The sequence below is a fragment of the Nonlabens sp. genome, assembly GCF_051251825.1.
Classification (GTDB): domain Bacteria; phylum Bacteroidota; class Bacteroidia; order Flavobacteriales; family Flavobacteriaceae; genus Nonlabens.
In genome coordinates this window covers 135,913-161,106 of the sequence record NZ_JBPOGG010000003.1, presented here as the reverse complement: position 1 = coordinate 161,106, position 25,194 = coordinate 135,913, and the positions used below count along the sequence as shown (strand labels likewise).

Below are 25,194 nucleotides of genomic sequence, written 5' to 3'. Positions count from 1 at the left end.
CAATTTTGTGATTTGAGGATTAAAAACTATCCTTTTCTCTTCACTGTCCATTCAAAACGGAACTGGCTTACTTCTACTCCATCTTCATTGATACCACGCGATTCCATCCATACAGTTTGTCCTTCTCCAGTGGCTACAGTTTTCTCTATTGCAGCTTGAATTGCTTTTCCATCGTGGCAATTAAAGGTGATTCTGCCTGTGGCTTTTTTAGTAAAAACGGCTTCATTTCTGGCCACGAGCATGGATACTCTTGCATCGGTTTTCTTAATAAATGACATGACAAGTGCTCCTGTAGAAAGTTCGGCAGCCATGGCTTGAGTGGCAAAATACATGCTCTTAAATGGGTTTTGATTGAACCACTTATGCCTCACGCTTACCTGACACGATTCCTCCGTTATTGATTTACATCGCACACCTGCCCACCATGCACTAGGTAGTTTTAAGAAGGTAAAGGCATTTATTTTCTTTGGAGATATCATTTTTAACATTTTGTGTAAATGTAGTGAAAAGGCTTGTTATGGCTACGCTTTCGCGAAAGCGAATACCAACAAATAAAAATTATTTTAAAATATTTAGTACTTTGTATTGCATAATACTATCTTTTAGATATATATTTGCATAAGAAAATAATAGGCTATGGAGAACAACTTACAAAATAACCACAGAAACTTAGCGACTTGTATCCACTTGTTGAGCTTTGGGAAATGGTTATTTCCTTTAGGGAATTTCATTTTACCCATTTTATTATGGATGATGAATTCTAAGAAATCTGACTTTGTGGATCATCACGGTAAACAAGTCATTAACTTTCAATTGAGCATGACGCTCTACTCGATCGCTCTTTTTATAATAGGAGCTGTTATTATAGTATTTGCGTTTGCGTCTGGCGGCATTGAGTTTATAGAGGCTCTAGATAGAATGGATGGTGATGAATGGATGCACGGTCAGAATATGGGAATATTTGCAACCATGCTAGGTGTAGGAATCCTTTTAGGTGGAGCGATACTTCTTCTAGGTGTTATAGATCTAGTCTATACTATTAAAGGTGCGATGCAAGCAAATGATGGGATGCTTTTTAAATACCCGTTAACGATTCCGTTTTTAAGCACTAAAACTGAATCTAATAACCCAACAACATGAAGATAGAAAACACAAAAGCGCAAATGCGCAAAGGAGTACTCGAGTACTGCATTCTATCCATTCTCAAGGAAGAAGATGCTTATGTGGCAGAGATTCTAGCGACTCTTAAGGATGCAAAGTTACTGGTAGTAGAAGGAACTATTTACCCGTTACTTACTCGATTAAAAAATGCAGGTTTACTCAATTATAGATGGGAAGAAAGTACCAGTGGTCCACCACGTAAGTATTATGGACTGACTGAAACTGGAAAGATTTTCCTTAAAGAATTATCCAGTACATGGGATGACCTTAAAAACGCCGTTAACCTGGTAACCACCACTAAAACCAAGAAATCATGAACAAGACCATAAACATAAACCTCGCAGGGCTGTTCTTTCACATCGATGAAGATGCCTATAATAAATTACAAAAATATCTAGGTGCTGTACGTCGCTCATTTAGCGGTATGCAAGGATCTGAAGAGGTCATGGCCGATATAGAATCTCGTGTAGCTGAGCTTTTTCTTGAAAAAAGAGCAAACGAGCAACAAGTCATTTCTATCAATCATGTGGAAGAAGTAATTTCCATCATGGGACAACCTGAAGATTATGAGGTTGATGAAGAAATATTTGAAGGTGAACGTAGATCTACTGCACAGGAAATGAAGAGCCGCTTCAGTAAGCCGTTATATAGAGATACCTTAAATGGTTATATAGGTGGAGTTTGTGCTGGACTAGGTCACTTTCTAGGTATAGATGCGATATGGGTGCGAATCTTTTTTGTCGTAGTATCATTTATAACATTTCCGTTTAATGTATTAGCTTACATTATCTTCTGGATCGTTGCAAAAGATGCTGTCACTACTAATCAGCGATTAGAAATGATGGGAAAAGAAGTAAATATTTCAAATATAGGCGAGAATTTCAAGTCGGGTTTTGATGATGTAGTCGATGGGCAGACCGACGCCGACTACCGAATTGTAGGTCAACGAGGAAAGCGCGGAACAGTGCGTTTCTTCGGCTTTTTAGGAAGACTAATCAAAGGGATTTTTAAAGCCATTGCAAAAATCATAGGACTGTTTATGTTCTTACTTGGAGCGACTGGATTGATTGCTTTATTCTTTAGCCTTATAGGAATAGGAACTGCACAGTTGCAAAGTGATGACATCATGTTACTCATGAATATGAGCATACCGTCTAACATCTCACCATGGTGGATTTACTTGACGGTATTCTTTCTAGTAGGAATTCCGTTTTTTATAATTGCCGTTTTAGGATTGCGATTATTAGTTTCTAATATGGGATCTATAGGTCGCACTGCCAAGGTCGTTATAGGTTTACTTTGGGTAGCATCTGTCGTAGGACTTTGTGTTATTATTGCTACTGTAGGAACTTCACAAGCGTTTGACGGTAATGTGAATCGATTAGAAAAGTTTCCTGTGAATAAAGAGAAAGTGTTCCAGTTGAATATGGAAGATAGTACTTATGAAGGTTACGATAATGTTTACGTAAACGGTACACATTTTAGTATAGGTGAGTATGACGGTGAGAGACAAGTACGTTTAATGGGAATTAAAACTGCTATTGCCGCAACCACAGACAGTGTTGCTTCTATAAGTGTGCGTTTTAAAGCAAAAGGTTCTTCTATTCAAGAAGCAAAAGATCACGCCTCACAAATAGAATACAACTATGTTATTACAGACTCTTCACTAACTGTGAACGATTATTTCCACTTAAGTGGTGGTAGTTTGAATAACCATAAAGTTGAAATTATAGTCAACTTACCTGATGGCACAAAGGCTCATATGAATGAAGAGTTTGCAGACCATTACAAAGAATACATAAGTAATGATGCATTCTCGCTGGGCAGCAATAATTCTTACACCTATCAAGTTAAAGATGGTAAAGCGGTATGTCTAGATTGTCCTGTAATAGAAGAAACTGAAGAAGATGAAGTTCCAGAGGCAGAAAATGCTCCTAGTCCACCGAACTCAAATGATGACAGCGACTGGAAATATGAAGATGATGATGACTCTACCACTCAAAGAACTGTTACTAAAAAAGTAAATATAGGTGGTGTGGAAATTGAATCTGAGGTAAGTTATTGATTCTAATATAATGTAATTGTCAACCAAATTTTAAGAGATTCTTGTTGACTAGAAAACCGCTTCATTCATTTGGAGCGGTTTTTAAATAATTTTCTTTTTTAGTTGTGAGTCTTTTAGTATCAAGTCCAAGATATTCAATTTGTATTATAGAATTGAGGTTTTTGTTTCCGTTCCCCAACCCTAAAGGGTGCGGAAACGACAACTTTTGTTTTCTATAAGAAAGAAACTTCACCCTTTAGGGTTGGGGCAAAAGTTTCGGCTTTTAAATCACCACGTCTTTATCATACTTAAAACCGCTTCATTCATTTGGAGCGGTTTTTGTTTTACCTTTGATAAACAAATTATTATCAGATGAAAAAATTATTACTCGTAGTATTGATTCTTACTGCTGCCGTTTCACAGGCGCAAGAAAAAGTAAAAGGAAATAGAGAACCTAGTACCGTTATTACAAACGTAGATCCATTTACAGTTATAGAAATAGGTGGAGATTATGAGGTAGCCATTGTGGAAGGAATTGAAGCGCAAGTAGAGATCACTACAGATTCTAACTTGCACCAGTTTCTAGAAGTTGCCGTAGTAGAAGGAAGTTTAAGTATTACCTCAACCGCTAGAATACGTTCTAAAAAAGAAATGACCATACGATTGATTTATCCTCCAGGATTAACTAAAATCATCGCAAAAGATAAAGCAGAAATAAGCGCTATCACTGAGCTTAAAATGGATCAACTAGAACTAGAGGTTCAAGATGAAGCTAAACTTTTTATCACAGCAGACATAGGTGAACTTTCTCTAAACTTAAAAGGAAATTCTAAATCTGAATTAAATTTGAGAGGAAACGACGCCATCATCAATTTCTCTGATAAAGCGAGCGCAAAAGCACTTCTTAAATTTGATGATATTAACCTTACTATGAAAGGCCGCACAGATGCTCGACTGGAAGGTGATGTAAATACCGCAACCTTATTGCTCGAGGATAGAGCAGATTATAATGGAAATAACCTCGTTTATGATAAGCTCAACATGAAAGCTTCTCATAATACAAGCTCTGAAGTGAACGTAAAAGATGAATTAACTCTTGCTGCAACTGATGATGCAAAAATTGAATTGTATAATACTCCTAAAGTGGTATTAGAGAAATTTACCGGAAAGACGCAGTTGATTAAGAAGTAAATTCAGTAGGCAGTTATTCAGTAGGCAGTTGGCAGTATGCTGATTTGAATACGATAAACAGATTACCACGTCGCTATTGCTCCTTGCAATGAAGAATTCAAAACAAAAAAATAGCCTCGCGATGCGAGGCTATTTTTTTTATCTAGTAAATACTCTTAATTACTCAATAGAATAATCTCCTGCAATTACTTGTTCTACTATTCCTACTTCGGCAAGGTAGCGTTCTGCATCGAGTGCAGCCATACAACCTGTTCCTGCAGCAGTTATCGCTTGTCTGTAAATTTTATCTTGAACATCACCACTAGCAAAAACTCCTGGCAAGTTGGTAAATGTAGTACCAGCTTGAGTTTTTAAATAACCAGCATCGTCCATGTCGAGTTGACCTTTAAATATATCTGTATTAGGTTTGTGCCCTATCGCGATAAATAATCCAGTGATTTCTATATCGTGTTTCTCTTGAGTTTGATTGTTCACGATACGTAAACCTTCAACTACTTGCTCACCTAGAACCTCATCAACCTCAGAGTTAAATAATACTTCTATGTTTTCTGTATTAACCACTCGATGTTGCATTGCTTTGGAAGCACGCATTTCACTTTTACGTACTAACATGGTAACCTTAGAACATATTTTAGAAAGATAAGTAGCTTCCTCTGCAGCGGTATCTCCAGCTCCTACTATAGCTACTTCTTGACCTTTATAGAAGAATCCATCACAAACTGCACAAGCACTTACTCCACCACCACGCAATCTTTGCTCACTAGGCAAGCCTAAATACTTAGCCGTTGCTCCAGTAGATATAATTACGGTATGTGCTTCAATTTTAGTTTTCCCATCAACTATCGCTGTGTGAATTCCTCCTTTTTCAGTGTTGAATTGAACCTCAGTAACCATTCCTATGCGTACTTCAGTACCGAAACGTTCTGCCTGTTTCTGCAAATCTACCATCATAGTAGGTCCATCGATACCTTCAGGATAACCTGGGAAATTATCAACCTCAGTTGTGGTTGTTAACTGTCCGCCTGGTTCCATACCGGTATAAAGTAATGGTTTCATATCTGCACGTGCGGCATAAATGGCTGCTGTATATCCTGCTGGTCCTGATCCTATGATCAAGCACTTTACTCTTTCTATTTGTTCTGACATTATGTAAACTTTGGATGGTAAAAATAACGATTCTATTCACTTTCTTTCAAGATGAGTTATCACTATTTATTATCACTTTATTAAGGTTGCGAATCGCGAGGTTTTTGAGCGGTAAATTCTTGATTTCTTGAATCTTTGAGTTTGTGAGTACGTGAGTACGAGAGTTGTTGAGTTTAAGTTTAGATGTAGGTTTAAGTTTTTAGGTGTTTAAGATTGGTTAACTGGGAACTGGTACTGCGACTGACTACTTAAATCTTACTTTTACAATATGGCAAGATCGTACGTCAATCCTATTACAAAAGAACGCGCTACTATTCTAGAGACTAGTGCGCAAACTCATGGCGCATTTACTTATATAGAAGTAGAGTTACAACCTGGTGGCGGCAATCCTGTGCATTACCATAAGTATTTCACAGAACAGTTTGAACCAGTTGTAGGAATGCTAGGTGTTCATTATTTAGGCAAAGAACTGTATTTAAAACCTGGCGACATTTTTAAAGTTCCCGTGATGGACAACCATCGATTTTATAATCCTAGCGATCATCCCATCATTTTCAGAGCAAAATTAGAACCTGGACAGCCTGGATTTGAAAATTTTATGGCGGCTTTATTTGGACTCGTGCGTGATGGTAAAACTTTCGGCAGTAATCAGATTCCTTTCAATCCATTTTATGCCATTATTTTATTGAAATGGGGCGACACTCAGGTAGATAGTTTCTTCTTCAATGTATTCAAGCCAGTAATAAGTGTTTTATATACGCTTTCGCGAAAGCTGGGATACGAGAAAAAATTGCTCCACAAATATGTTATAGATTAAACGAGCACTTGCAAACGCGTCTTCAAAATCGTAACATTACACTCAACTAATCCCGATTCATGGAAAGTCAAAATATCAATCAAGAGGACGAAAAAATCATTATTAACAAGGAACTCAGTATATGGGAAGCGCTCATTCCCGTGATTGCGTTGATAGGAATGCTGGCTTATAATGTCTTCATCTTTGGCGATAGTGCATTAGGTGGAACAAACCAGTTCATACTTATTCTAGGTGGTGCCGTTGCGGCGATTGTAGGTTTTAGAAACAAAGTTTCTTACAAATCGATGGTTGAGGAAGTTGCCCAAAACCTAAAATCCACAACTGGTGCCATACTCATTTTGCTTATGGTAGGTGCGCTGGCAGGAACATGGCTGGTTAGTGGAATCATTCCCACAATGATTTATTATGGTCTTGATATACTGAATCCTACTATTTTTCTAGCCGCTTGTGTATTGATATGTGCTGTGATTTCTGTCGCTACAGGAAGCAGCTGGACAACGAGTGCTACCGTAGGTATTGCGCTTATAGGAATCGCTGGAGCTCTGGGAATAAGTGCTGGAATGACGGCTGGTGCGGTGTTGAGTGGAGCGTATTTTGGTGATAAACTAAGTCCATTAAGTGACACGACTAACCTTGCTCCTGCCATGGCTGGAACAGATTTATTCACCCACATTAAATACATGACTTACACGACAGTGCCTACGATAATAATTACGCTCATAGTTTTTATCATTCTAGGTTTTACCATAGACACCACTGGAGCTGCCGATGTTTCTCAATATCAGGCAGCAATTGATGCAACTTTTAATACGTCTCCATGGTTATTTCTAGTTCCAGTTGCCGTAATTGCAATGATTGTAAAAAAGATCTCGCCTTTAATTGCCTTACTCATAGGAACATTACTTGCAGCTGTGTTTGCGTTGATTTTTCAACCAGATCTAGTTCTCTCAGTTTCTGGTATGGAAGAATGGAGTTTTGAAGCTGGCTATAAAGGAATCATGAACGCGATTACTGTAAAAACCGAGGTCGCTCCTATTTCTGACAATCCTAAAATAGTTGAAGAACTGGCAGGACTATTTGAAGGAAAAGGAATGGAATCCATGCTAGGAACCATCTGGCTGATTATCTGTGCGATGGTCTTTGGTGGTGTGATGGACGCGATTGGTGCACTGAGTAGAATTTCAAGAAGTTTATTGAATATGTTCAGCAGTACGTTTGGTTTATTCTTCAGTACGGTAGCGAGTTGTCTTGCTATTAATGTTACAGCAAGTGATCAATATCTGGCACTGGTTGTACCAGGTAAAATGTATGAGAAAGCGTATCGTGAAAAAGGACTCGCTCCAGAAAATCTCTCGAGAACACTGGAAGATTCTGGAACGGTAACATCAGTACTTATTCCGTGGAATACCTGTGGAGCTTATCATAGCAGCACGTTAAGTGTGAGTGTCGCAGATTATTTTATTTATGCGATTTTCAGTTGGTTATCTCCTATCGTGACCTTAATTTTTGCAGCGTTTAGTATTAAGATCAGGCAACTGGTTAAAAAAGAACCTACGCTTGATATGATTGGTGAGGAACAGTTTTAGAAAATTCTTAGTCATTAAGTCCTCAGTCAATAGTCAATAGTGATAATTTATTTGAGATTTGAGATTTGAGATTTGAGATTAATTTTCAAAATATCATTTTGAGATCTATGGGGAATAGATTGTAATTTTGAAAGGTTGTCAGCAAAACAGAAGTTGTGTTCATGCACCATCTGAAAAGCCGACTTCAGTCGGCGCAAAAAGAAAGAACGCCGTAGGCGACGGATTATATGCATAGCGGCGGAATTCATTCCGCCAGCAAAACGATAAAATTTTAAGTATCACGAGATGGAATAATTATTGTTTTCCATCATGAGCAGATGCTGAATCGTCGTTCAGCATGACAAATAATACAAACAGATTCTGCATCAGGTGCGGAATTTCAATTAAACAAATTAAAAATGAAGAACGTATTACTCGTATCGACTTTAATGATTTCAATGATAAGTGGTGCACAAGATCGATTTGATAAAGTTCAAATTAAAACTACTGAGGTAAGTGAGAACACATACATGCTCACAGGTTCTGGTGGTAATATTATGATTGCTCTTGATAAGGATAAAGTAGTGATGATAGATGATCAATTTGCACCATTAAGTGATAAGATTAAAGATGCCATAGGGGAAATTACTGAATTCCCTATCACCTATTTAATAAACACACATCATCACGGTGATCATACTGGAGGAAATGGAAATTTTAATTCTAAGGAAACAACTTTAGTAGCTCACGAAAATGTAAAACAACGTTTAATTGCCGCAGATAAAGAAGAAAGTTTTATCCCTGAATTAACCCTAGAGGAAGAACTAGAATTACAATTACCTACTCAGACCTGTCTATTGATACATGTTCATAATGCACATACAGATGGTGATACCTTTATCTACTTTGTAGAGGAAAATGTGGTTCACATGGGTGACGTGTTTTTTCATGCAAAGTACCCTTATATAGACTTAAAATCTGGCGGATCAATAACTGGATATATAGAAGCTCAGTTAAGAGTACTAGCAACGATTAATGGAGGAACTAAAATCATTCCAGGCCACGGAACTCTTGCCTCTTATGATGACCTAGTTAAAAATATAGAAATGTTAACTGATATTAAGTCCAAAATTGAAAGGCTCATCCATAATGGAGTTTCAAAAGAAGAAATTATTAAAGATGATTCGATTACTGCTTCTTATGACGATCAAGGCTATGGAGATGGTTTTATCAATGCAGAGCGATTTAGAACTTCGGTTTATGAGAGCTTGACTGGGAAATAAGTAAATTAAATATCAATGAGAGCATTAGTTATTTCTGGTGGTGGTAGTAAAGGAGCATTTGCCGGTGGCGTTGCTCAATATCTCATTGAAGAAAAAAAACTAGATTACGATATTTACATTGGTACTTCTACGGGAAGCTTATTGATTTCGCATCTCGCACTTCAAAAAATTGAAAAAATTAAAGAGGCTTATACAAATGTAAATCAGAAATCCATTTTTAGTAACTGCCCATTTATAGTTAAGAAAAGTAAATATGGAGTTGAAGAAATCAAAATCAACCACTATAACGTACTGCGCAATTTTCTTAATGGTAATAAAACCTTTGGTGAAAGCAAAAACCTAAGAAAACTAATTTCTAAAATTTTTACTATTGAAGAATTTAATGAACTGCGAGCTACACACAAGGATGTGATTGTTACCGTATCTAATTTATCACTCAATGAAACTGAGTATAAATCTGTAAAAGATATAGGTTACGAGGATTTTTGTGACTGGATCTGGATTTCATGCAATTACATACCTTTCATGAGCCTGGTAAAAAAGAACAACTGCGAGTATGCAGATGGTGGTTATGGTAGTATGGTGCCTATTAAGGAAGCCATAGAACGTGGAGCAACGACGGTTGATGTGATTGTCCTAGAAACAGAAGCTACTTATTATAACAGCTTGCCTTCTACAAATGTCTTTTCTTTACTAACCAGTCTTCACGGTTTTATGATGGATCGGATTGAAAAGCAAAACATCGCTATCGGAAAGTTTACAGCAAATCACAATAACGCGATTCTTAATTTTTATTATACACCTACGGTACTGACTACAAATTCGCTCATTTTTAATAAGTCTAAAATGACTCAATGGTGGAACAGTGGTTTCAAATATGCGGCAAGTACCACAGAAAAAACGAGCGAAATAAAGCCAGAAGTGGAGTAATTATAAATAATCAATTCTTATAATCAACAACCTATACTATAACATACCTCTATAACATTATTATGTTATAAGATTGTAAATAGTGCTTCAAAACAGCTGTTGTGAAGTACTTTTGCACACTGAAAAACAAACCTTATTAAATTATAGTATTATGGCAATAGTAGGAAGACAATTTCCAAGTATCGATGTAGATGCAATGAATGAAATGGGAGATACTTTTAAGTTAAATGTTCTTGAAGAAGCAAAGAACAATAACAAGAAAGTACTTCTTTTTTGGTACCCTAAAGATTTCACATTTGTATGTCCAACTGAGTTACACGCTTTTCAAGCAGCCTTAGGTGAATTTGAAAAAAGAAATACCGTTGTTATAGGTGCATCATGTGATACTCCAGAGGTTCACTTTGCATGGTTAAATACTCCTAAAGATGATGGTGGAATCGAAGGTGTAACTTACCCAATCCTTGCAGACACAAATCGCAATCTTGCAAACATGTTAGATATCTTAGACATCGAGCAAGAGTATGATGATAACTTAGAGGCATATGTTCTTAAAGGTGATAATGTAACTTACCGTGCTACATACCTTATCGATGAAGAAGGAACAGTATTTCATGAAGGTGTAAACCACATGCCAGTAGGTCGTAACGTAAATGAATTCCTAAGATTAATTGATGCTTATGCTCACGTTCAAAAGAACGGTGAAGTATGTCCAGCAAACTGGGAAGAAGGAAAAGACGCTATGAGCGCTGACCGTAAAGGGACAGCAGCATACCTTTCTCAAAACTAATTTACAGTTATAATTCTAACGCAACTCAAGTGTTCTATTTGAGAACTCTTGGGTTGTGTTTCTTTTAAAAATAGTATCCTATGCAAACATTAGAACAAGATAACCTACAGGAAATAGTTGCAAACAACGGTACTGTAGTAGTACAATACATGGCAAGCTGGTGCGGTAATTGCCGCTTAATGAAGCCTAAGTTCAAGAAATTAGCAGCTGAAAATGAGAACATGACGTTTCTACTTGTAGATGCAGAGAAGTTCCCTGAATCTCGCAAAATGGCAACGGTGGATAATTTACCTACGTTTGCAACCTTTAAAGATGGTGCATTTGTAAACCAAGTACAGACTAATAAATTTGAAAACCTAAAAGAACTAGTCCATGAAGTTACCGATAATTAGACATCTTCAAAAAGGAACTACTCCAGAGCAACTTGAAACCACTCTTGAAGTTCTTGAACATTTCTCAGAACACAGAGCTGTAACTGAGGAAGAGATGGATGTGATAGGAGAATTAATAACAAATATATGTGGAGCTCTTGAAGTACACGCAAATGTTGCTCAAGGAATGAGCGGCGTTGAAGCCGCAAACGCTTTTGCACAAAAAGTAATGGGTTCTATAGATCAATAAGATTTATAAACTTTTTTTAATAACGCCTTAAATCAATTTTAGATTTAAGGCGTTTTTATTTGTATAAATACAGGATTACTAAAAATGTAGATAAAAAGATTGAAAATTCGTGAATATTTAAGTCTTGTTTGATATTTTTGACAAAACCCAATATATTCCTTACATGAAAAAGATACTACTCCTTGTTATTATCCTTGGTGGTTTAAACATCACCACCGCACAAAACTATTTAGATTTAGTTAGACTTAATGTCGCTAACACTACTCTTGAAGACTTAGAACAAACTCATGAGACTAACATTACTAATGTGAATCTTGAATTCTTGCTTCCTACTCCTATTAATGATAAAACGATTTTAATCACTGGTATGACGGTTGAAAACTCTAGCCTCGTGCTAGGAAGTGGCCTTTCCAGAGAGAACCTTATCATGACTCGTATTAACTTAGGAGCAAAAGTGTACCATTCAAAAAAGTGGACTGGTACTTATCTTTTATTACCAAAAATAGGTTCTAACCTAGGTGCCGAAGTGGCTAATCAAGACTTTCAAATGGGTGCTATCGCCTTATTAGAATACCGTCATAAAAATAGATTCAGAACTAAATATGGACTTTACAGTTCCTCTGAAGAATTTGGAACAATTATCACTCCATTACTAGGTGTGTATTATAGAACTCCTAACAATAAATTTTATATAGACGCTGCGTTCCCTATTCGTATGGAAGCAAACTACAGCCTGACTAAAAAAATCAGCCTAGGAGCAGATTTACGTACTTCTGTTAAATCTTATAACTTAGGATTGACTGATCGCTACGTACAAGAAGAATCTATACGTGGTGGTTTATACCTTTCTTATACTATGGACAAGTTTATAGTAAGAGCCAAAGCTGGTTTAGATACTACAGATTATGGTCTTTATAACTCTGGTGATAAGATAGGTGCTCAAATCCTAACTATTCAAGTGAATGGAGATGATAGAGCTCGTTTGAATAATGAATTTGACAGTAGTTTATTCTTTGGATTTGACATGATTTACAGACTGGATCTTTAGTCCTATTCATTTAATATTTAAAAGGCCTCAAACTTTAAAAGTTTGAGGCCTTTTTTAATTATTTAGAAATTACAAATATCTCATTGCAACTTATATCTACTGCGCTGGTCTATCATCGCTTCTCCTCATATAAACGCCAGTAATTACTTCTGAGTCATCGTCAGCATTATTTTCTAGAAACATGGCATTATGAGAATAACCTTGTGCGATGAGTAAATTCGCATTGGAATCATTACCTATGATAGTTTTCTTGCTTTTAATAGAAGTAATTAAAATTATGGTGAAAAAATGACTTCCTTTTCTTATTGTAAAATAGTCGCTGCTGGGTTTACCTGGAAGCGTCATTGTATCTAGTAAAACATCATCTTCATAGAGTTCAGCAGTGATTTCGTTTTCATTGGTATAGGAAAGAAACACTTGATTACCTTCGGCTATGTTTTGTTTTTTATCCTTTTTATGGAGACATAAGTCATTCCATAAACTATTTACATCATCACCTTCAATTCTATTTTCATAAAGACCGGTTAACACGTCTGGCGTGAGTTTCATAGGGTTACTATCTATACGGTTAGCAAGACTGGTAGTAGTATAACAACTCGTAAATAATAATGATCCTAAAATGAGAGTAAGAATGCGTTTCATAGAGTAATAATTAGGATTATGGTTTATCAATTTTTATACCAATAACATAATAAATATAAGACTTATCTATACCCTACTTTTCTCATATCTTTGAAAAAAATAATATCATGAAAAAGCAATTTTTAATTCTCTTTACAGCAATCGCGTTTATAGGTTGTGGTAGTCTAGGTGAAATAGTAAACAGTATTCCTCAAGGTGGCGGCGTTCTATCTCAAGCAGACATAGGTATGGGATTAAGACAAGCGCTAGATCAAGGAATAGATAAAGAAGTTTCAAAACTAATGGCGACTGATGGTTTCTATAGAAATGAACTCGTTAAAATATTATTACCTGAAGAATTACAAAAAGTAGATGATGGTTTACGTAAAATAGGATTATCCAGCGTTGCAGACGAAGGTTTGAAACTCCTCAACCGAGCTGCCGAGGATGCTACTAAAGAAGCACTTCCTATCTTTGTAGATGCTGTAAAAGGAATCTCCTTTAACGATGCAAAGCAAATTCTTTTGGGAGATCAACGTGCAGCAACATCTTATCTTGAAAACTCTACGCAGCAAGCGCTTTACGCAAAATTCAGTCCTATTATTAATAACAAGCTTGGTGAAGTAGGCGCTACTGAGTTATGGTCTGGAGCTATCAATAAATATAATTCTATACCACTAACTAGAAATGTAAATCCAGATCTTACAGATTATGTGACTCAAAAAGCGCTAGAAGGTGTTTTTAAAATGATTGCACAGGAAGAAATCGAGATCCGTAGTAAAGTTTCTTCTAGAGGAACAGACCTATTACAACGTGTGTTTGCTCTCCAAGACTAAATAATAAAAAACCTCACGCAACCTTTTGTGAATTTTGCGTCTAGTATATATGGATGTTGATATTCATATGGGGAAATGTTAAAAGCTGTTTGTTAATCAAACAGCTTTTTTTTGTTTCATCTATTCTTAAAAAGTCTCCACTCACAATTAATAACTCCTTAACCCATATTAACTTAATGTGAAGACAATTTAATTGACATCGTTTCTAATTTTGTAATCAAATTAATGGTTATGAATAACGCAACAATCGCCATAAGTAGAAAAGAGAACCTCTACCGTTCCTTGATGCGCAAATCTTTTGAGATAGCTCGCAAAAACAGAGAAAAGAGTAATGCTATTCTTGAAAAAGCAGCACAGCTTAAAGAAGAAATCATGTTATTGAAATCTCAATCCAACTAATTCCTTAGCAAGCCCTTAAAGTAATCTGGTGCATTTTTGAGCCTGCTACCGTACCATGAAAAGTAAGTACCATCTACGTTGAGATAGTGAGGCTGTTTTAATTCCGCTTTCGCGAAAGCGTCTTCAATTTCCTTCTTATCTGCCTCTGTAAAAGCATAAGGCTCTGACGAGAACATGATCACATCTGGATTGAGGTTTACAATGTTTTCCAAGGTCAATTCTGGATAGCGACTCGCACCATCCATGATATTATTATAACCAGCGCGTTTTACCATGTCATGAATAAAAGTATCACTACCTATAGACATATATGGATTTTTCCATATAAGATATAAAGCCTCTTGATGCTCAGTAGTCAACTTTTCTAGATGATTGAAATTGATATTAATAGCACTCGCTAAAGACTTTGCCTTGAAGGACGATCCAGTCATCTTGCCTACATCTTTAATCATCTCAATAGCATCTTCAAGATTACTAATATCTGATACGTAAGTAGGCGCTATTTCCTGACAAGCCAGCACGATTTCCTCTGTGTTTTCTTCCTTGTTACAAATGATAAGATCAGGTTTCACTTCCCAGATGCGAGAAGCGACCACTTTTTTTGTGCCGCCCACAACCTTAATACGATCCAGCAGTCCTTCTGGATATTCACAGAAACGAGTGATTCCTACCAGATGTTCCTCTAGTCCTAGATCTACAAGTAATTCTGTTTGTGAAGGAACAAGTGAAACGATGCGCAATGGGCGCTCTGCTATTTCTACGGTGCGGTAACACTGGTCTGTGATGGAACAATACATTAATCGAGTGCGTTTTTAGTTACCCATAATCTATAACCGAAAATCATCATTTGCCATTTACTGGATTTGCTTAAATCTAATCTACGTTTTGTAAAGCTGGGTAAAACCGCTTTATTAACTCTGGCTAGTATTTTAAAGAGCTTTTTTCTCATATAGCAAAGGTATCTTTTTAAATATAACCACAATTTTTCAATCCATAAAAAAAGCCCATCTTTTATAAAGACAGGCTATTTAAGGCTAATTAATTCTCAAATCTAATTACTCACTGATATCATTTTAGGGTTAGAGCCATCTTTAAAATAGTTAAAAGTGAGTTGAGCTATTCCTTTATTAGTCGCAATAGCATAGTCAGTGCCTGCAAACTCAATTTTCAATTTCACCACTTTACCGTTGCGTTCCTTAAAAGTTTTGATTTTAAAAGAGTATCCTTTTTCTCTTACTTTCTCGCCGTAGTTTTCTAAAACTGCCTGATTAAAATTCTTCAAGGTGTCAGATTCTTCAATAGACATAGAAGTGATCTCCTGACTTTTTGGAAACAAATAACTCTTATTCTCAGATAAGAATGAAGGACCGATTCCTTTATGTGTCATAATCTCTACAACGGCATCATTTACACCTTCAAACTCTTGAGCCGCTTCTTCTTTGGAATAATATTTAATATTTTTCACACTTGATGCATCAAGTTGATCTTTTGTAGTTGTTAACGGATAAACAGCTCCATCGATAATGTAAATAGGTGCTTTGTTAGTTTTAGGGTCTCTAATATAGTTTAGCCGATCAACATATTCTTGATAATAATTAGTTCCAGAGTCGGCATGGTCCGTATTCATAATTTTTGGATTCCTTAGCTTTCTTGGTATCTTTTTAAGATTATCTAGATAATTTATAATTCGTGTTTGTTGTGCTTCGTTCAATCTATATAGAATTTCCTTATTTATTTTTTTTGCAAATCTATCAGAACCTGCTTTCTTTAATTCTATACAGACTAAATACTGATTCTCATTTAATGGATAAAAATCATTTAGTAAGGTATTAGAAATCTTAGGACCCATTTTTATAGATTTCCTTCTATCTTCTTTTCCTAATTCATTAAATTCTTTTCTGCTAATAATTACATCATTTAATAAATAAACGGCATCCTCATGATCTAAATCTTCTATGAAATTTTTTGCAGCTATTTCATAAGGAACATTAGAATCATGAATCAATTTTACTCTTTCTTCTTTTCTTTTTTCGAATTCACTTTTACGTTCCTCACTAATTTTGATGAGCTCTTCTCTACGCTCACTCATTTGTTCTCTTCTATCCGAGCGTATAGAATCCATTTCCTCTCTTCTTTCGTTCAATAATGCAGTTCTACCTTCTAGCCTATCAAGCTTTTTTAGACCTTTTCCATCTTTAGTTGTAATTATGATAACTCCATCATTACCTTTTTCTCCATATAAATCTGTAGCATCTTTTCCTTTCAATACGTTCATGGATTCTATGTTACTCATATCCATGTTGCCATTCATAACAGACTCATCACTTTCTTTATCATCAATAATAATTAATGGACTAGAGCCATCTGGATTTCCCATGATGATATACTTATTTGAACTAACTAGATTATTAGGTATTTCAAATCGTGAAAAGTCCATATCCTCAAACTGACTCATATCTGGTAGAACCTGATAGTAATTGACCAAAGAATCTGTATTCAGGTTCAATATTGAATTGTTCAACAAATCTTGAATGGAATCCATGTTCATGTTTTTGAATTGGATGTTCAATTGATTCTGAATAGAGTCCATATTAATGTTATTCAACTCTAATTGTATACCATTTTGTAAGCCATCTAAATCCATCATGTGCAATCGAGCGTTTTGAATAATACTATCTAGATTCATTTGAGTCAATTTTGCGTACTCATCTTGATTGAGATTGTAATACTGCACATCTCCTAATTGATAAGTTGTAGGTGTTACGCCTTCACAATTATTCAATCTCCAAGATTTTTGATCACCATCAATCTTTCCTTCAATGCATATTTTAGGAATAGCGGTTTTATTCTTATAAGTCTGCGAAATTTTAGAACCATCATTATCATTCAGTTCTATTTTAATAGCAACCAGCTTTCCTTTTTTATACCGTAGCTTACTGTATTTAAAATCTACATTATGGTTTTCTTTAAGCCATTTTTTGTGCTCTTCCAGAGATTCTTTAGTAGATGCAGAAGTAATTTTAATATAGATATTTACGTCTTTATAATTGGCGCGTTTCCATTTGAAATCTTCTGTTTGTTCTATGTTTAAATCTCCATAAGTCCAGTCTTCCATTTCAATGTGAACTCCTTTTTCATTCACATAAATGCTTTCCTTTGAGCTATCATCATTTATAAACAATTTATCTTTCTCTACTTTAACTAGAACAAGTTCAAAAGGCTCTTTTCCTATGGTCATGTTTTTGTTCCACTTTTTTCCTGGAAACTTTGTGGCAACACTCAAGCGTTTTAAACCTTTATTTTCATCACGCTCTTGATCACTGAATCGTACTTGATAATTTGCATAATCATTGATTTTTGCGGCAAATTTTTCTAGTTCTTTATCTGTTGTTTGTGCGGTGATGTCAAAAACAAGATCCTCTTTTAAGTTCTCATTTTCATTATTTAAAACTGTCAAACTAGTACCTATGTTGGTTTTTGTGTTTCCAACTTGTTGCTGACTTTCGTTTTGATTTTGAAGATCATTCTCAAACACTTCTTCAACAGCAACTTCCACATATTCCACTTCAGTCACTACATTAAAGCTGTACAAAAACACCACTATTACTGGTAAAATGAGTGCATATTTATACATATTCCAGCGAGCACTGGCTTCTTTTTGTAACATCATGATTCGTTTTTTAATGAATGGAGTGAAAAAATTATTGGCCAGTGAAGGTTGTAAGTGGAAGGCAGCACTGCTCAATAAAGTGCGCTCGTAGCTTATACCAGTTTTGGTTTGTGTTTTTGCTTCAGCATCGGCTATGAATTCTAGGTTCTCTCCTATTTGCTTTTTCAACCACCACGCCAGCGGATTCATCCAAAAAACAGCTCTATATAAATGACTCAACAGCACATCTATACTATGCCATTGTCGAGCGTGAACTTTTTCGTGATCCATAATAACGTCTAGTGCAGCTCCAGGTTCATCAGTATCACTAGTGCATATATAGTTGAAGAAGCTGAATGGAGTTAGCTTTCGCGAAAGCGTGACCATCACAAATTTTTCATTCTTAACCGTTTTCCCACTTTTAATCAAGCGGAATAATGACGTAAGCTCTACGACCATTTTACCAAGAAAAAAAGCGACAACAGTAAGATATAAAAACCCTAAAAGTTGCCAGTAATCAAATGGTGTTTCCACAGGCGAGGCAGGTTGCTCCAGTACCATTGCCATAGGAGTTGTGATGTGTTGTGGTACATAATAGAACTCTTGTACAGGTTGCTCTACATAAACGGTCTGAGTAATTTCTACCAGCGGAAAAGTCATCGAGGCAATAATTCCTCCTATTAAAAACCAACGATTTGCCTGAAAAAAGGTCAAACGACGCAGTAAAAAATGATAAACGAGTACAAAGATGCTGAGTACGCCAGCGCTCTTTAAAAAATATTCTACAAACTGTTCCATGCTATTTTTCTTTAGATTCAATCATTTCTAAAATCTCTCTCAAGTCTGACGCGCTTATCTTTTCCTCACTCGCAAAAAAGGAAACCATATTCTTATAACTGTCATTAAAGTATCTGGTCATCGCACTGTTTACAAAGGTGTTGCGATAACTTTCCTTATCCACAATAGGAAAATAACGATGCGTTTTTCCAAATGCTTCATGCGCCACATAACCTTTCTCCTCTAGCTTGCGCACTATGGTAGAAACCGTGTTATAATGATTAGTTCCTGATAATTGCGGTACAATTTCTTTTACAAAGGCTTTCTCTAGTTGCCAGAGTGCCTGCATGATTTCTTCTTCCTTTTGCGTGAGTTTTTCCATAGCTTAATTGTTTTAAAGAATAGTTTCCCATTCACGATTCAAACATATAACTATTTTTATAGTTATCAAACTACAAACGTAGTTATTTAACTATTATTATAGTTTACTGCATAAAAAATCCCGCATAGTTGACAACCATGCGGGATTTTATGTGGTGTAGTTTTGAGCTACTCAGCCGTTTGTACTCTGGCTTTTTTGTGAGATTCGTCAATCTGTATCAATACTACAGGAATGCCTTCATATTCTTTAAAACTATAAGATTTACCATTAATTTTAAAGGCAAAATAATTGATATTTCCTTTAGGATTACTCACGTTTTCTTGAATTAAAAACTCAAAACCACGCTTGTTCAACTCTTGAATCACTGTTCTAATCTCTGTAGCATTAGATTGCGCTGTGATTACAAATTCATTAGTTTGTTGAAAGTTTGAATCTGATCCATTGTCTGTAAAACTTGCCAGCGGATTCAATAAATTACCTTCTTTATTAATAAGTAAACCTTCTTTATTTTTTACTGATAAGGATAACCCATCAAATTCAAAATTATAAGTCACGCCTTTCAACACTGTTGTTCCGCGAGCTGGATCATCTCCTAGCGGTGCATTTAAAACTAAGATGGTGTTTTTCATCCCATCATAAATAAAGGTTTTATTACCATGAGTTTTAAAAGAACATTGCTCGCCTGAGAAAAATATAGCTCCTGATTCTTTTAAATCATCTACGTTACCACCAGATTGGGCTTTTCTAACAGACTCTATAGTTGAATTAGTATTTTCTATATCCATCGAATTATCACTTACAGTTACTGTAGATGGAACTTGTAATGATGATTCAGTTCTTGAAGATAATTCTACCGCTTTACTTACTGTTTTCTTAGGAATGGTCAGTTCTACTGTTTGGTTGTTTCTAACTTTATTTAGAGAATCTTGATAATTACGTTGCTTATTGATGCGTGCTCGATACTCAACTCTTTTTTGTTCCATGAGCGCTTCTCTAGACTGTATGAGTGAATCTCTACGTTGAGCCGTTTGAACTCTTCTAGCGGCAGCTTCTTCTCTTCTTAATGCTGCTTTTTCTTGAAGTTCTTTTCTTTGAGCTTCCATCACTTCACGCTTACTTGCTAAATCAGCTTCCTGACTTTTAGATTCAGATTTTTCTTGAAGTCCTTTTCTTTGAGTTTCAATTGCTTCTCGATGAAGTGCTTTTTCTTCTTCAAGTCGCTTTCTATTTGCCTCTACTTCTTTTCTTCTTAGATCAGCTTTTTCTTTTAATTTTCTTTTCTGAGCTTCCATAGCTTCACGTTTGCGAACAACCTCTTTTTCCTGTCTTTGTCTACTTGCGGCTTGAGTCTTTTCAAGTTTTGACTTTCTTTGTTCAAGTGCTTCTTGCTCTCTTTCCTTTTTTGCCTTTAGTCGTTCCGCGCGTTCATATAATTCCATGCGACGCTGCTCTAATTGCTCAGGATCACGTTTTAACCTTGACTCTTCTTGTTTTTCACAAGAACCAGCATATGCAACGACCATTTGATCATCATCTATAACGATACATACTTCTGGGATTCCTATATCTGTGGAAATGTGAAGATTTGTAGTTCTAGAATTTTGATCTACAAAAGTGAAACCCAAATTAATTATTTTCTCTCCTCGTGTTTTATAGGCTGTGAGTTTTGCTTCAATTTTATAAGTTTCTCGCAAAGTTTTTATTAATGAAAAAATTTCTTCTTTCTCACTATCACGATCTAAATTAAACGTCTCTAGTCTATAATCGATAAAAGCTGCTGCAGTAATAGAATTCATAGCAAACAAGCCCAAGAGAATTAAACTGAAAAGTACTTTTTTGAAATTCATCATAATTAAGTTAAATCATTTACAAATCTATAATAATTATTGTACCAGTCACTTTATATAATTTTAGTCAATAACTCTGGCTATTTGTAGTTCTTCATTAAGCTGTATAGTAATTTGAGTTATTCCTTGAATATCACTATAAGAATAAGATTCCTCACCTATTCTAAAAACTAAATTTGAAATTAATTGATCCTTATTATATGTGAGTTCCAATATCTCAGTATCGTAGTTTGCAGAATCAATTCTTAAAAAAACGGCAGTTACTTGTTCTTTAGACAAATCTGGAGCGATGCTAAATGTGTTTGTAACCTTAAAAAGTTTTTCAGTTGCAGGACTTGCAATTGCTCCAGCGCCTACAACTTTTCCATTTTCATCTATAAGATTACCACTAGAGTTTTTAATAATTAAAAGGTTAGAAGTAAATTCATAAGTTCCTTCCACTCCATTCACGACAACTTTACCAATTTGTGGCGCATCAATCAATTCATCTTCTATAATTAAGATCTTCTTACCAAAAGCGTCATACACAATCGTGCGTCCCATATATACTTTAAAACTACATTGCTCTGCATTAAAAATGAGAAAACCTTGTTCTATTATTTTTTCTTCATCTGGCACATAATCATCTTCATTTGCATTGCGCATGAGCTCTTTACGTTGATAGATAGCTGCATTTTCACCTCTATAGCGTTCTCGTTCATCTATAAGTTCTTGCTCAGCCAGTTCACGTTCTTTACGTCGTTTTTCCTCTTCTAATTCTCGTTCTTTTGCGAGTTGTTTATCAAGTGATGCTTGAGCTGCAATACGTTCCTGAGATAGTTTTTCTAGTTCTATTTCTTGTTCCATTCGCAGTCGTTCTAGCGAAGCTTTTTCTGATTTCACACGTTCTTTTTCTACCTTAACAGCTTCTAGACGTTCTGCCTCGAGACGTTTACGCACTCGCACTATTTCACGTTCTTTCTCCTTTTCCTGTTCTTTAAGTTGCTGTGCAGCCCTTTTTGCTTCTTCTTCTTCTAAACGGCGTTGTTCTTGCCTTTCTTGAGCAGCCATACGTTCTTTTTCTAATTGAGCAAGTTGGTCACGTTCTGCTTGTGCTTGAGCTTCTATACGAGCGGTTTCGATGGCTATTTGCCTTTTCTCTTCTTCCAGTTTTGCTATTCTTGCATCTTCTAGCTCTTGTCTTTTGGCAAGTTGTCGATCACGTACCTCTTGTAATTGTTGCTCTCTTTTTGCGGCGCGATCCTTTGCGAGTTGTTCGTTTTTAATGCGATTTTCTTCTTGTTGAGCTTCTACTTTAGCTTTACGTTTTAGAACATCTAGACGGCGTTCCTCTTGCTGTTGTTTAACGCGCAATCTTGCGGCATCTATCTCAGTATCGGTTTGTGATTTACGGGCAGCATTTACTTGTTGTGCTACTATTCTCGAGTTTGCAACATCTGTATTTTCAACTGAAGATATATCTTGAGAAGATGAATAGGAATCTGGTTTTTGTGATTCACTTAATGTAGATTTCACCTCATTTATAGCTCCGGCAGCGACAGGTTCCACGGCTTTTTGAGCATTAACACATGCAGCAAATTCTAGGATACTTTTCTGTGCGGCATTAATAGTTAAGCACACGTCATCGATTCCGTCTGCTTTTTCTAACTTTAATGGGTAAACTTTCCCATTTCCGTCTGTAAGCGTTAGGTCAAGTAATTTAATAACGCCAGCATGACGTTTGTAGCCATTCAATTTTGCCTTGACACTATGAGTCATAAATAACTCTTTAAACAAGTCAAATATTTCTGCGCGTGTAGTGTTTTTATTGATACTAAACGTAGCAATTTCTGTGCTTGAGAAGATGGTATGTGCAGTAACTGGTGGTAATTCCGCTTTCGCGAAAGCGAGATAACCACAGCATAATACGAGCACTAACAACTTCCATTTCCCTACAAATGAAGTCATTGTTCTATATTTTATTTCATCTAAAATAGAGTAAATAATTCATTGTCACTACTATGTGTGTTTTAAAATAGAAGAATTAACCAAAATAGGCGACAAATGACATGAAAAATTACATTGCCATTTGACTAAACCGATTAACTTTGCAGGTTCATATTTTGTAGTTATGATTAAAATTACTTTGCCTGACGGCAGTATAAAAGAAATGGAAAACGGCACCACTCCTATGGATGTCGCGATGAGCATATCACACGGACTTGCTCGTAATGTTATAAGCGCCAGTTTTAATGGAACTAAGGTAGAGACTAAAACTCCTCTAGAAGAAGATGGTAGTCTAGTACTATTCACGTTCAGTAATCCTGAAGGTAAAGAGGCTTTCTGGCACTCGACTTCACACATTATGGCTCAAGCTATTGAAGAATTATTCCCAGGAGTAAGTTTAACAATAGGACCTGCGATTGATAATGGATTTTATTATGACATAGATTTTAAGGAACACTCTATATCTGAAAATGATATTCCTAAAATTGAAGCTCGCATGCTAGAAATTGCACGTGGTAAACATGAATTTACAATGCGTAGTGTTTCAAAAGCCGATGCTATACAATTTTATAAAGATCAAAATAATCCATTCAAAGTTGAACTCATTGAGAACTTAACTGATGGTGACATCACGTTTTGTGATCATGATACGTTTACAGATTTATGTCGTGGTGGACACATTCCTAATACAGGAATCATTAAGGCAGTAAAAATCATGAGTATTGCCGGTGCATACTGGCGTGGAGATGAAAACAATCCACAATTAACACGTATGTATGGGACTTCTTTTCCTAAACAAAAGGATTTAAAAGAATATCTAGAGTTACTAGAAGAGGCTAAAAAACGTGATCATAGAAAGCTAGGTAAAGAATTACAATTGTTTACTTTTTCTCAACGTGTAGGACAAGGTTTACCTCTATGGTTGCCTAAAGGTGCTGCACTACGTGAACGTTTAGAAAATTTCTTAAAAGCAGCACAGAAAAAAGCTGGTTATGAAATGGTGGTGAGTCCACACATAGGTTCTAAGGAACTTTATGTAACATCCGGACACTATGAAAAATACGGAGCAGATTCATTCCAACCTATAAAAACTCCTCACGAAGACGAAGAGTTTTTATTAAAACCTATGAACTGCCCACATCACTGTGAGATTTATAAAAGCTCGCAATGGTCTTATAGAGATCTACCTAAGCGTTTTGCAGAATTTGGTACTGTTTATCGTTATGAGCAAAGTGGTGAGTTACACGGTTTAACTCGTGTAAGAGGTTTTACTCAAGATGATGCGCACATATTCTGTATGCCAGAGCAACTGGATAAGGAATTTAAAGCAGTAATTGATTTAGTACTTTATGTATTTGGTTCTTTAGGATTTGAGAATTTTACTGCTCAAGTAAGTATACGCGATCCTAAGAAACCAGAGAAATATATAGGAGATACTAAAAACTGGGAAATTGCAGAAAATGCAATTATCAGTGCTGCAAAAGATAAAGGTCTAGATTATGTCATAGAAGAAGGTGAAGCTGCCTTTTATGGCCCTAAACTCGACTTTATGGTGAAGGATGCTCTAGGTCGTAGCTGGCAATTAGGAACTATCCAGGTAGATTACAATTTACCAGAGCGATTTGACTTATGGTATAAAGGAGCTGACAATGAGTCACATAGACCTGTAATGATTCATCGTGCGCCTTTTGGTAGTATGGAACGATTTATTGCTATTTTAATAGAGCATACTGGTGGTAACTTCCCGTTGTGGTTGATGCCAGAGCAGTGTACCATACTGTCTCTCAGCGAGAAATACGAAAATTATGCTAAACAGGTAGCAAATTCGCTAGAAATTAACGAAATTCGCACTGCAGTTGATCATCGTGCTGAAACCATGGGTAAAAAAATCCGTGAGGCAGAGATGAATAAATTGCCGTATATGCTGATCGTAGGAGAACAAGAAGAAAAAGACGGCACAATTTCTGTACGTAAACATGGTGGAGAAGATTTAGGAAGTATGACCGTTGAAACATTCAGCCAGCTCATAAAAGACGAAGTTGCCTCCATGATAAAAACATTTGAAGTTTAATTAAAATTATATAGCCATAGCAATAAGAAGACG

24 protein-coding genes are annotated in these 25,194 nt (G+C 35.9%); 15 read left to right on the top strand and 9 right to left on the bottom strand.

Annotated elements, in window-relative coordinates:
* Positions 1-26: 26 nt before the first annotated feature.
* A complete protein-coding gene (locus ACSHWW_RS05790; protein ID WP_435681475.1) occupies positions 27-479 on the bottom strand; it encodes a DUF4442 domain-containing protein in 453 nt (150 codons plus the stop codon).
* Positions 480-636: 157 nt separating this feature from the next.
* On the opposite strand from ACSHWW_RS05790, the gene ACSHWW_RS05785 reads away from it, so the two are divergent.
* The 4 genes from ACSHWW_RS05785 (at position 637) to ACSHWW_RS05770 (ending at position 4,396) form a co-directional block, all read left to right on the top strand.
* Positions 637-1,140, top strand: a complete 504-nt coding sequence (locus ACSHWW_RS05785; protein WP_435681474.1) for a DUF4870 domain-containing protein — start codon at positions 637-639, stop codon at positions 1,138-1,140.
* A complete protein-coding gene (locus ACSHWW_RS05780) occupies positions 1,137-1,478 on the top strand; it encodes a PadR family transcriptional regulator (protein WP_435681473.1) in 342 nt (113 codons plus the stop codon). The genes ACSHWW_RS05785 and ACSHWW_RS05780 overlap by 4 nt, the downstream gene beginning before the upstream one ends.
* A complete protein-coding gene (locus ACSHWW_RS05775; RefSeq protein WP_435681472.1) occupies positions 1,475-3,226 on the top strand; it encodes a PspC domain-containing protein in 1,752 nt (583 codons plus the stop codon). Before ACSHWW_RS05780 ends, ACSHWW_RS05775 begins: the two co-directional genes overlap by 4 nt.
* Positions 3,227-3,577: 351 nt before the next feature.
* Positions 3,578-4,396 (top strand): GIN domain-containing protein, encoded by an 819-nt coding sequence (locus ACSHWW_RS05770; RefSeq protein WP_435681471.1) that lies wholly within the window; start codon positions 3,578-3,580, stop codon positions 4,394-4,396.
* A 159-nt stretch (positions 4,397-4,555) separates the two neighbouring features.
* Here the strand turns inward: ACSHWW_RS05770 and trxB are convergent, their stop codons facing one another.
* The gene (gene trxB, locus ACSHWW_RS05765) at positions 4,556-5,542 is read right to left on the bottom strand and encodes a thioredoxin-disulfide reductase (protein WP_435681470.1); all 987 of its coding nucleotides are present in this window, start codon (positions 5,540-5,542) and stop codon (positions 4,556-4,558) included.
* 268 nt (positions 5,543-5,810) lie between these two features.
* Between trxB and ACSHWW_RS05760 the strand changes: the two genes are divergently transcribed.
* The 8 genes from ACSHWW_RS05760 (at position 5,811) to ACSHWW_RS05725 (ending at position 12,593) form a co-directional block, all read left to right on the top strand.
* On the top strand, positions 5,811-6,359 hold the full coding sequence (locus ACSHWW_RS05760) for a cupin domain-containing protein (protein WP_435681469.1): 549 nt from the start codon (positions 5,811-5,813) through the stop codon (positions 6,357-6,359).
* 59 nt (positions 6,360-6,418) lie between these two features.
* Positions 6,419-7,945, top strand: a complete 1,527-nt coding sequence (gene nhaC / locus ACSHWW_RS05755; RefSeq protein WP_435681468.1) for a Na+/H+ antiporter NhaC — start codon at positions 6,419-6,421, stop codon at positions 7,943-7,945.
* A gap of 398 nt (positions 7,946-8,343) precedes the next feature.
* Positions 8,344-9,207 carry an MBL fold metallo-hydrolase gene (locus ACSHWW_RS05750; protein ID WP_435681467.1) on the top strand — a complete coding sequence of 288 codons (864 nt, stop codon included), beginning with the start codon at positions 8,344-8,346 and terminating at the stop codon, positions 9,205-9,207.
* 15 nt (positions 9,208-9,222) lie between these two features.
* Positions 9,223-10,137: a patatin-like phospholipase family protein gene (locus ACSHWW_RS05745; RefSeq protein WP_435681466.1), complete on the top strand. Its 915-nt coding sequence runs from the start codon at positions 9,223-9,225 to the stop codon at positions 10,135-10,137.
* 151 nt (positions 10,138-10,288) lie between these two features.
* Positions 10,289-10,924, top strand: coding sequence for a peroxiredoxin (locus ACSHWW_RS05740; protein WP_435681465.1), 636 nt, complete (start codon positions 10,289-10,291; stop codon positions 10,922-10,924).
* An 80-nt stretch (positions 10,925-11,004) separates the two neighbouring features.
* On the top strand, positions 11,005-11,316 hold the full coding sequence (locus tag ACSHWW_RS05735; RefSeq protein WP_435681464.1) for a thioredoxin family protein: 312 nt from the start codon (positions 11,005-11,007) through the stop codon (positions 11,314-11,316).
* On the top strand, positions 11,297-11,545 hold the full coding sequence (locus ACSHWW_RS05730; protein ID WP_435681463.1) for a DUF6952 family protein: 249 nt from the start codon (positions 11,297-11,299) through the stop codon (positions 11,543-11,545). Before ACSHWW_RS05735 ends, ACSHWW_RS05730 begins: the two co-directional genes overlap by 20 nt.
* 163 nt (positions 11,546-11,708) lie before the next feature.
* Complete coding sequence (locus ACSHWW_RS05725; RefSeq protein WP_435681462.1) at positions 11,709-12,593, top strand: DUF6268 family outer membrane beta-barrel protein; 885 nt, start codon at positions 11,709-11,711, stop codon at positions 12,591-12,593.
* 96 nt (positions 12,594-12,689) lie between these two features.
* Here the strand turns inward: ACSHWW_RS05725 and ACSHWW_RS05720 are convergent, their stop codons facing one another.
* Positions 12,690-13,235, bottom strand: a complete 546-nt coding sequence (locus tag ACSHWW_RS05720) for a hypothetical protein (RefSeq protein WP_435681461.1) — start codon at positions 13,233-13,235, stop codon at positions 12,690-12,692.
* Positions 13,236-13,342: 107 nt separating this feature from the next.
* Here ACSHWW_RS05720 and ACSHWW_RS05715 point away from each other — a divergent pair, with 107 nt between their 5' ends.
* Positions 13,343-14,050, top strand: coding sequence for a DUF4197 domain-containing protein (locus ACSHWW_RS05715; protein ID WP_435681460.1), 708 nt, complete (start codon positions 13,343-13,345; stop codon positions 14,048-14,050).
* A 231-nt stretch (positions 14,051-14,281) separates the two neighbouring features.
* Positions 14,282-14,449: a hypothetical protein gene (locus ACSHWW_RS05710; RefSeq protein WP_435681459.1), complete on the top strand. Its 168-nt coding sequence runs from the start codon at positions 14,282-14,284 to the stop codon at positions 14,447-14,449.
* On the opposite strand, the gene ACSHWW_RS05705 is transcribed toward ACSHWW_RS05710, so the two are convergent.
* From ACSHWW_RS05705 to ACSHWW_RS05680, 6 genes are all read right to left on the bottom strand, one after another.
* Complete coding sequence (locus ACSHWW_RS05705; RefSeq protein ID WP_435681458.1) at positions 14,446-15,246, bottom strand: ABC transporter substrate-binding protein; 801 nt, start codon at positions 15,244-15,246, stop codon at positions 14,446-14,448. The two genes, ACSHWW_RS05710 and ACSHWW_RS05705, sit on opposite strands and share 4 nt — an antisense overlap.
* A complete protein-coding gene (locus tag ACSHWW_RS05700) occupies positions 15,246-15,398 on the bottom strand; it encodes an SsrA-binding protein (protein ID WP_435681457.1) in 153 nt (50 codons plus the stop codon). The genes ACSHWW_RS05705 and ACSHWW_RS05700 overlap by 1 nt, the downstream gene beginning before the upstream one ends.
* Before the next feature lie 102 nt (positions 15,399-15,500).
* Positions 15,501-18,896, bottom strand: a complete 3,396-nt coding sequence (locus ACSHWW_RS05695) for a M56 family metallopeptidase (protein WP_435681456.1) — start codon at positions 18,894-18,896, stop codon at positions 15,501-15,503.
* A 1-nt stretch (position 18,897) separates the two neighbouring features.
* The gene (locus ACSHWW_RS05690) at positions 18,898-19,257 is read right to left on the bottom strand and encodes a BlaI/MecI/CopY family transcriptional regulator (protein WP_435681455.1); all 360 of its coding nucleotides are present in this window, start codon (positions 19,255-19,257) and stop codon (positions 18,898-18,900) included.
* Between the two features lie 167 nt (positions 19,258-19,424).
* Positions 19,425-21,104 carry a hypothetical protein gene (locus ACSHWW_RS05685; RefSeq protein ID WP_435681454.1) on the bottom strand — a complete coding sequence of 560 codons (1,680 nt, stop codon included), beginning with the start codon at positions 21,102-21,104 and terminating at the stop codon, positions 19,425-19,427.
* A gap of 63 nt (positions 21,105-21,167) precedes the next feature.
* On the bottom strand, positions 21,168-23,051 hold the full coding sequence (locus ACSHWW_RS05680; RefSeq protein ID WP_435681453.1) for a hypothetical protein: 1,884 nt from the start codon (positions 23,049-23,051) through the stop codon (positions 21,168-21,170).
* Positions 23,052-23,214: 163 nt separating this feature from the next.
* Between ACSHWW_RS05680 and thrS the strand changes: the two genes are divergently transcribed.
* Complete coding sequence (thrS, locus tag ACSHWW_RS05675) at positions 23,215-25,161, top strand: threonine--tRNA ligase (protein ID WP_435681452.1); 1,947 nt, start codon at positions 23,215-23,217, stop codon at positions 25,159-25,161.
* Positions 25,162-25,194 lie beyond the last annotated feature (33 nt).

Coding starts and splice junctions, on each gene's coding strand:
- ACSHWW_RS05790 (WP_435681475.1), bottom strand. CDS start 479: ATGATATCTCCAAAGAAAATAAATGCCTTTACCTTCTTAAAACTACCT.
- ACSHWW_RS05785 (WP_435681474.1), top strand. CDS start 637: ATGGAGAACAACTTACAAAATAACCACAGAAACTTAGCGACTTGTATC.
- ACSHWW_RS05780 (WP_435681473.1), top strand. CDS start 1,137: ATGAAGATAGAAAACACAAAAGCGCAAATGCGCAAAGGAGTACTCGAG.
- ACSHWW_RS05775 (WP_435681472.1), top strand. CDS start 1,475: ATGAACAAGACCATAAACATAAACCTCGCAGGGCTGTTCTTTCACATC.
- ACSHWW_RS05770 (WP_435681471.1), top strand. CDS start 3,578: ATGAAAAAATTATTACTCGTAGTATTGATTCTTACTGCTGCCGTTTCA.
- trxB (WP_435681470.1), bottom strand. CDS start 5,542: ATGTCAGAACAAATAGAAAGAGTAAAGTGCTTGATCATAGGATCAGGA.
- ACSHWW_RS05760 (WP_435681469.1), top strand. CDS start 5,811: ATGGCAAGATCGTACGTCAATCCTATTACAAAAGAACGCGCTACTATT.
- nhaC (WP_435681468.1), top strand. CDS start 6,419: ATGGAAAGTCAAAATATCAATCAAGAGGACGAAAAAATCATTATTAAC.
- ACSHWW_RS05750 (WP_435681467.1), top strand. CDS start 8,344: ATGAAGAACGTATTACTCGTATCGACTTTAATGATTTCAATGATAAGT.
- ACSHWW_RS05745 (WP_435681466.1), top strand. CDS start 9,223: ATGAGAGCATTAGTTATTTCTGGTGGTGGTAGTAAAGGAGCATTTGCC.
- ACSHWW_RS05740 (WP_435681465.1), top strand. CDS start 10,289: ATGGCAATAGTAGGAAGACAATTTCCAAGTATCGATGTAGATGCAATG.
- ACSHWW_RS05735 (WP_435681464.1), top strand. CDS start 11,005: ATGCAAACATTAGAACAAGATAACCTACAGGAAATAGTTGCAAACAAC.
- ACSHWW_RS05730 (WP_435681463.1), top strand. CDS start 11,297: ATGAAGTTACCGATAATTAGACATCTTCAAAAAGGAACTACTCCAGAG.
- ACSHWW_RS05725 (WP_435681462.1), top strand. CDS start 11,709: ATGAAAAAGATACTACTCCTTGTTATTATCCTTGGTGGTTTAAACATC.
- ACSHWW_RS05720 (WP_435681461.1), bottom strand. CDS start 13,235: ATGAAACGCATTCTTACTCTCATTTTAGGATCATTATTATTTACGAGT.
- ACSHWW_RS05715 (WP_435681460.1), top strand. CDS start 13,343: ATGAAAAAGCAATTTTTAATTCTCTTTACAGCAATCGCGTTTATAGGT.
- ACSHWW_RS05710 (WP_435681459.1), top strand. CDS start 14,282: ATGAATAACGCAACAATCGCCATAAGTAGAAAAGAGAACCTCTACCGT.
- ACSHWW_RS05705 (WP_435681458.1), bottom strand. CDS start 15,246: ATGTATTGTTCCATCACAGACCAGTGTTACCGCACCGTAGAAATAGCA.
- ACSHWW_RS05700 (WP_435681457.1), bottom strand. CDS start 15,398: ATGAGAAAAAAGCTCTTTAAAATACTAGCCAGAGTTAATAAAGCGGTT.
- ACSHWW_RS05695 (WP_435681456.1), bottom strand. CDS start 18,896: ATGGAACAGTTTGTAGAATATTTTTTAAAGAGCGCTGGCGTACTCAGC.
- ACSHWW_RS05690 (WP_435681455.1), bottom strand. CDS start 19,257: ATGGAAAAACTCACGCAAAAGGAAGAAGAAATCATGCAGGCACTCTGG.
- ACSHWW_RS05685 (WP_435681454.1), bottom strand. CDS start 21,104: ATGAATTTCAAAAAAGTACTTTTCAGTTTAATTCTCTTGGGCTTGTTT.
- ACSHWW_RS05680 (WP_435681453.1), bottom strand. CDS start 23,051: ATGACTTCATTTGTAGGGAAATGGAAGTTGTTAGTGCTCGTATTATGC.
- thrS (WP_435681452.1), top strand. CDS start 23,215: ATGATTAAAATTACTTTGCCTGACGGCAGTATAAAAGAAATGGAAAAC.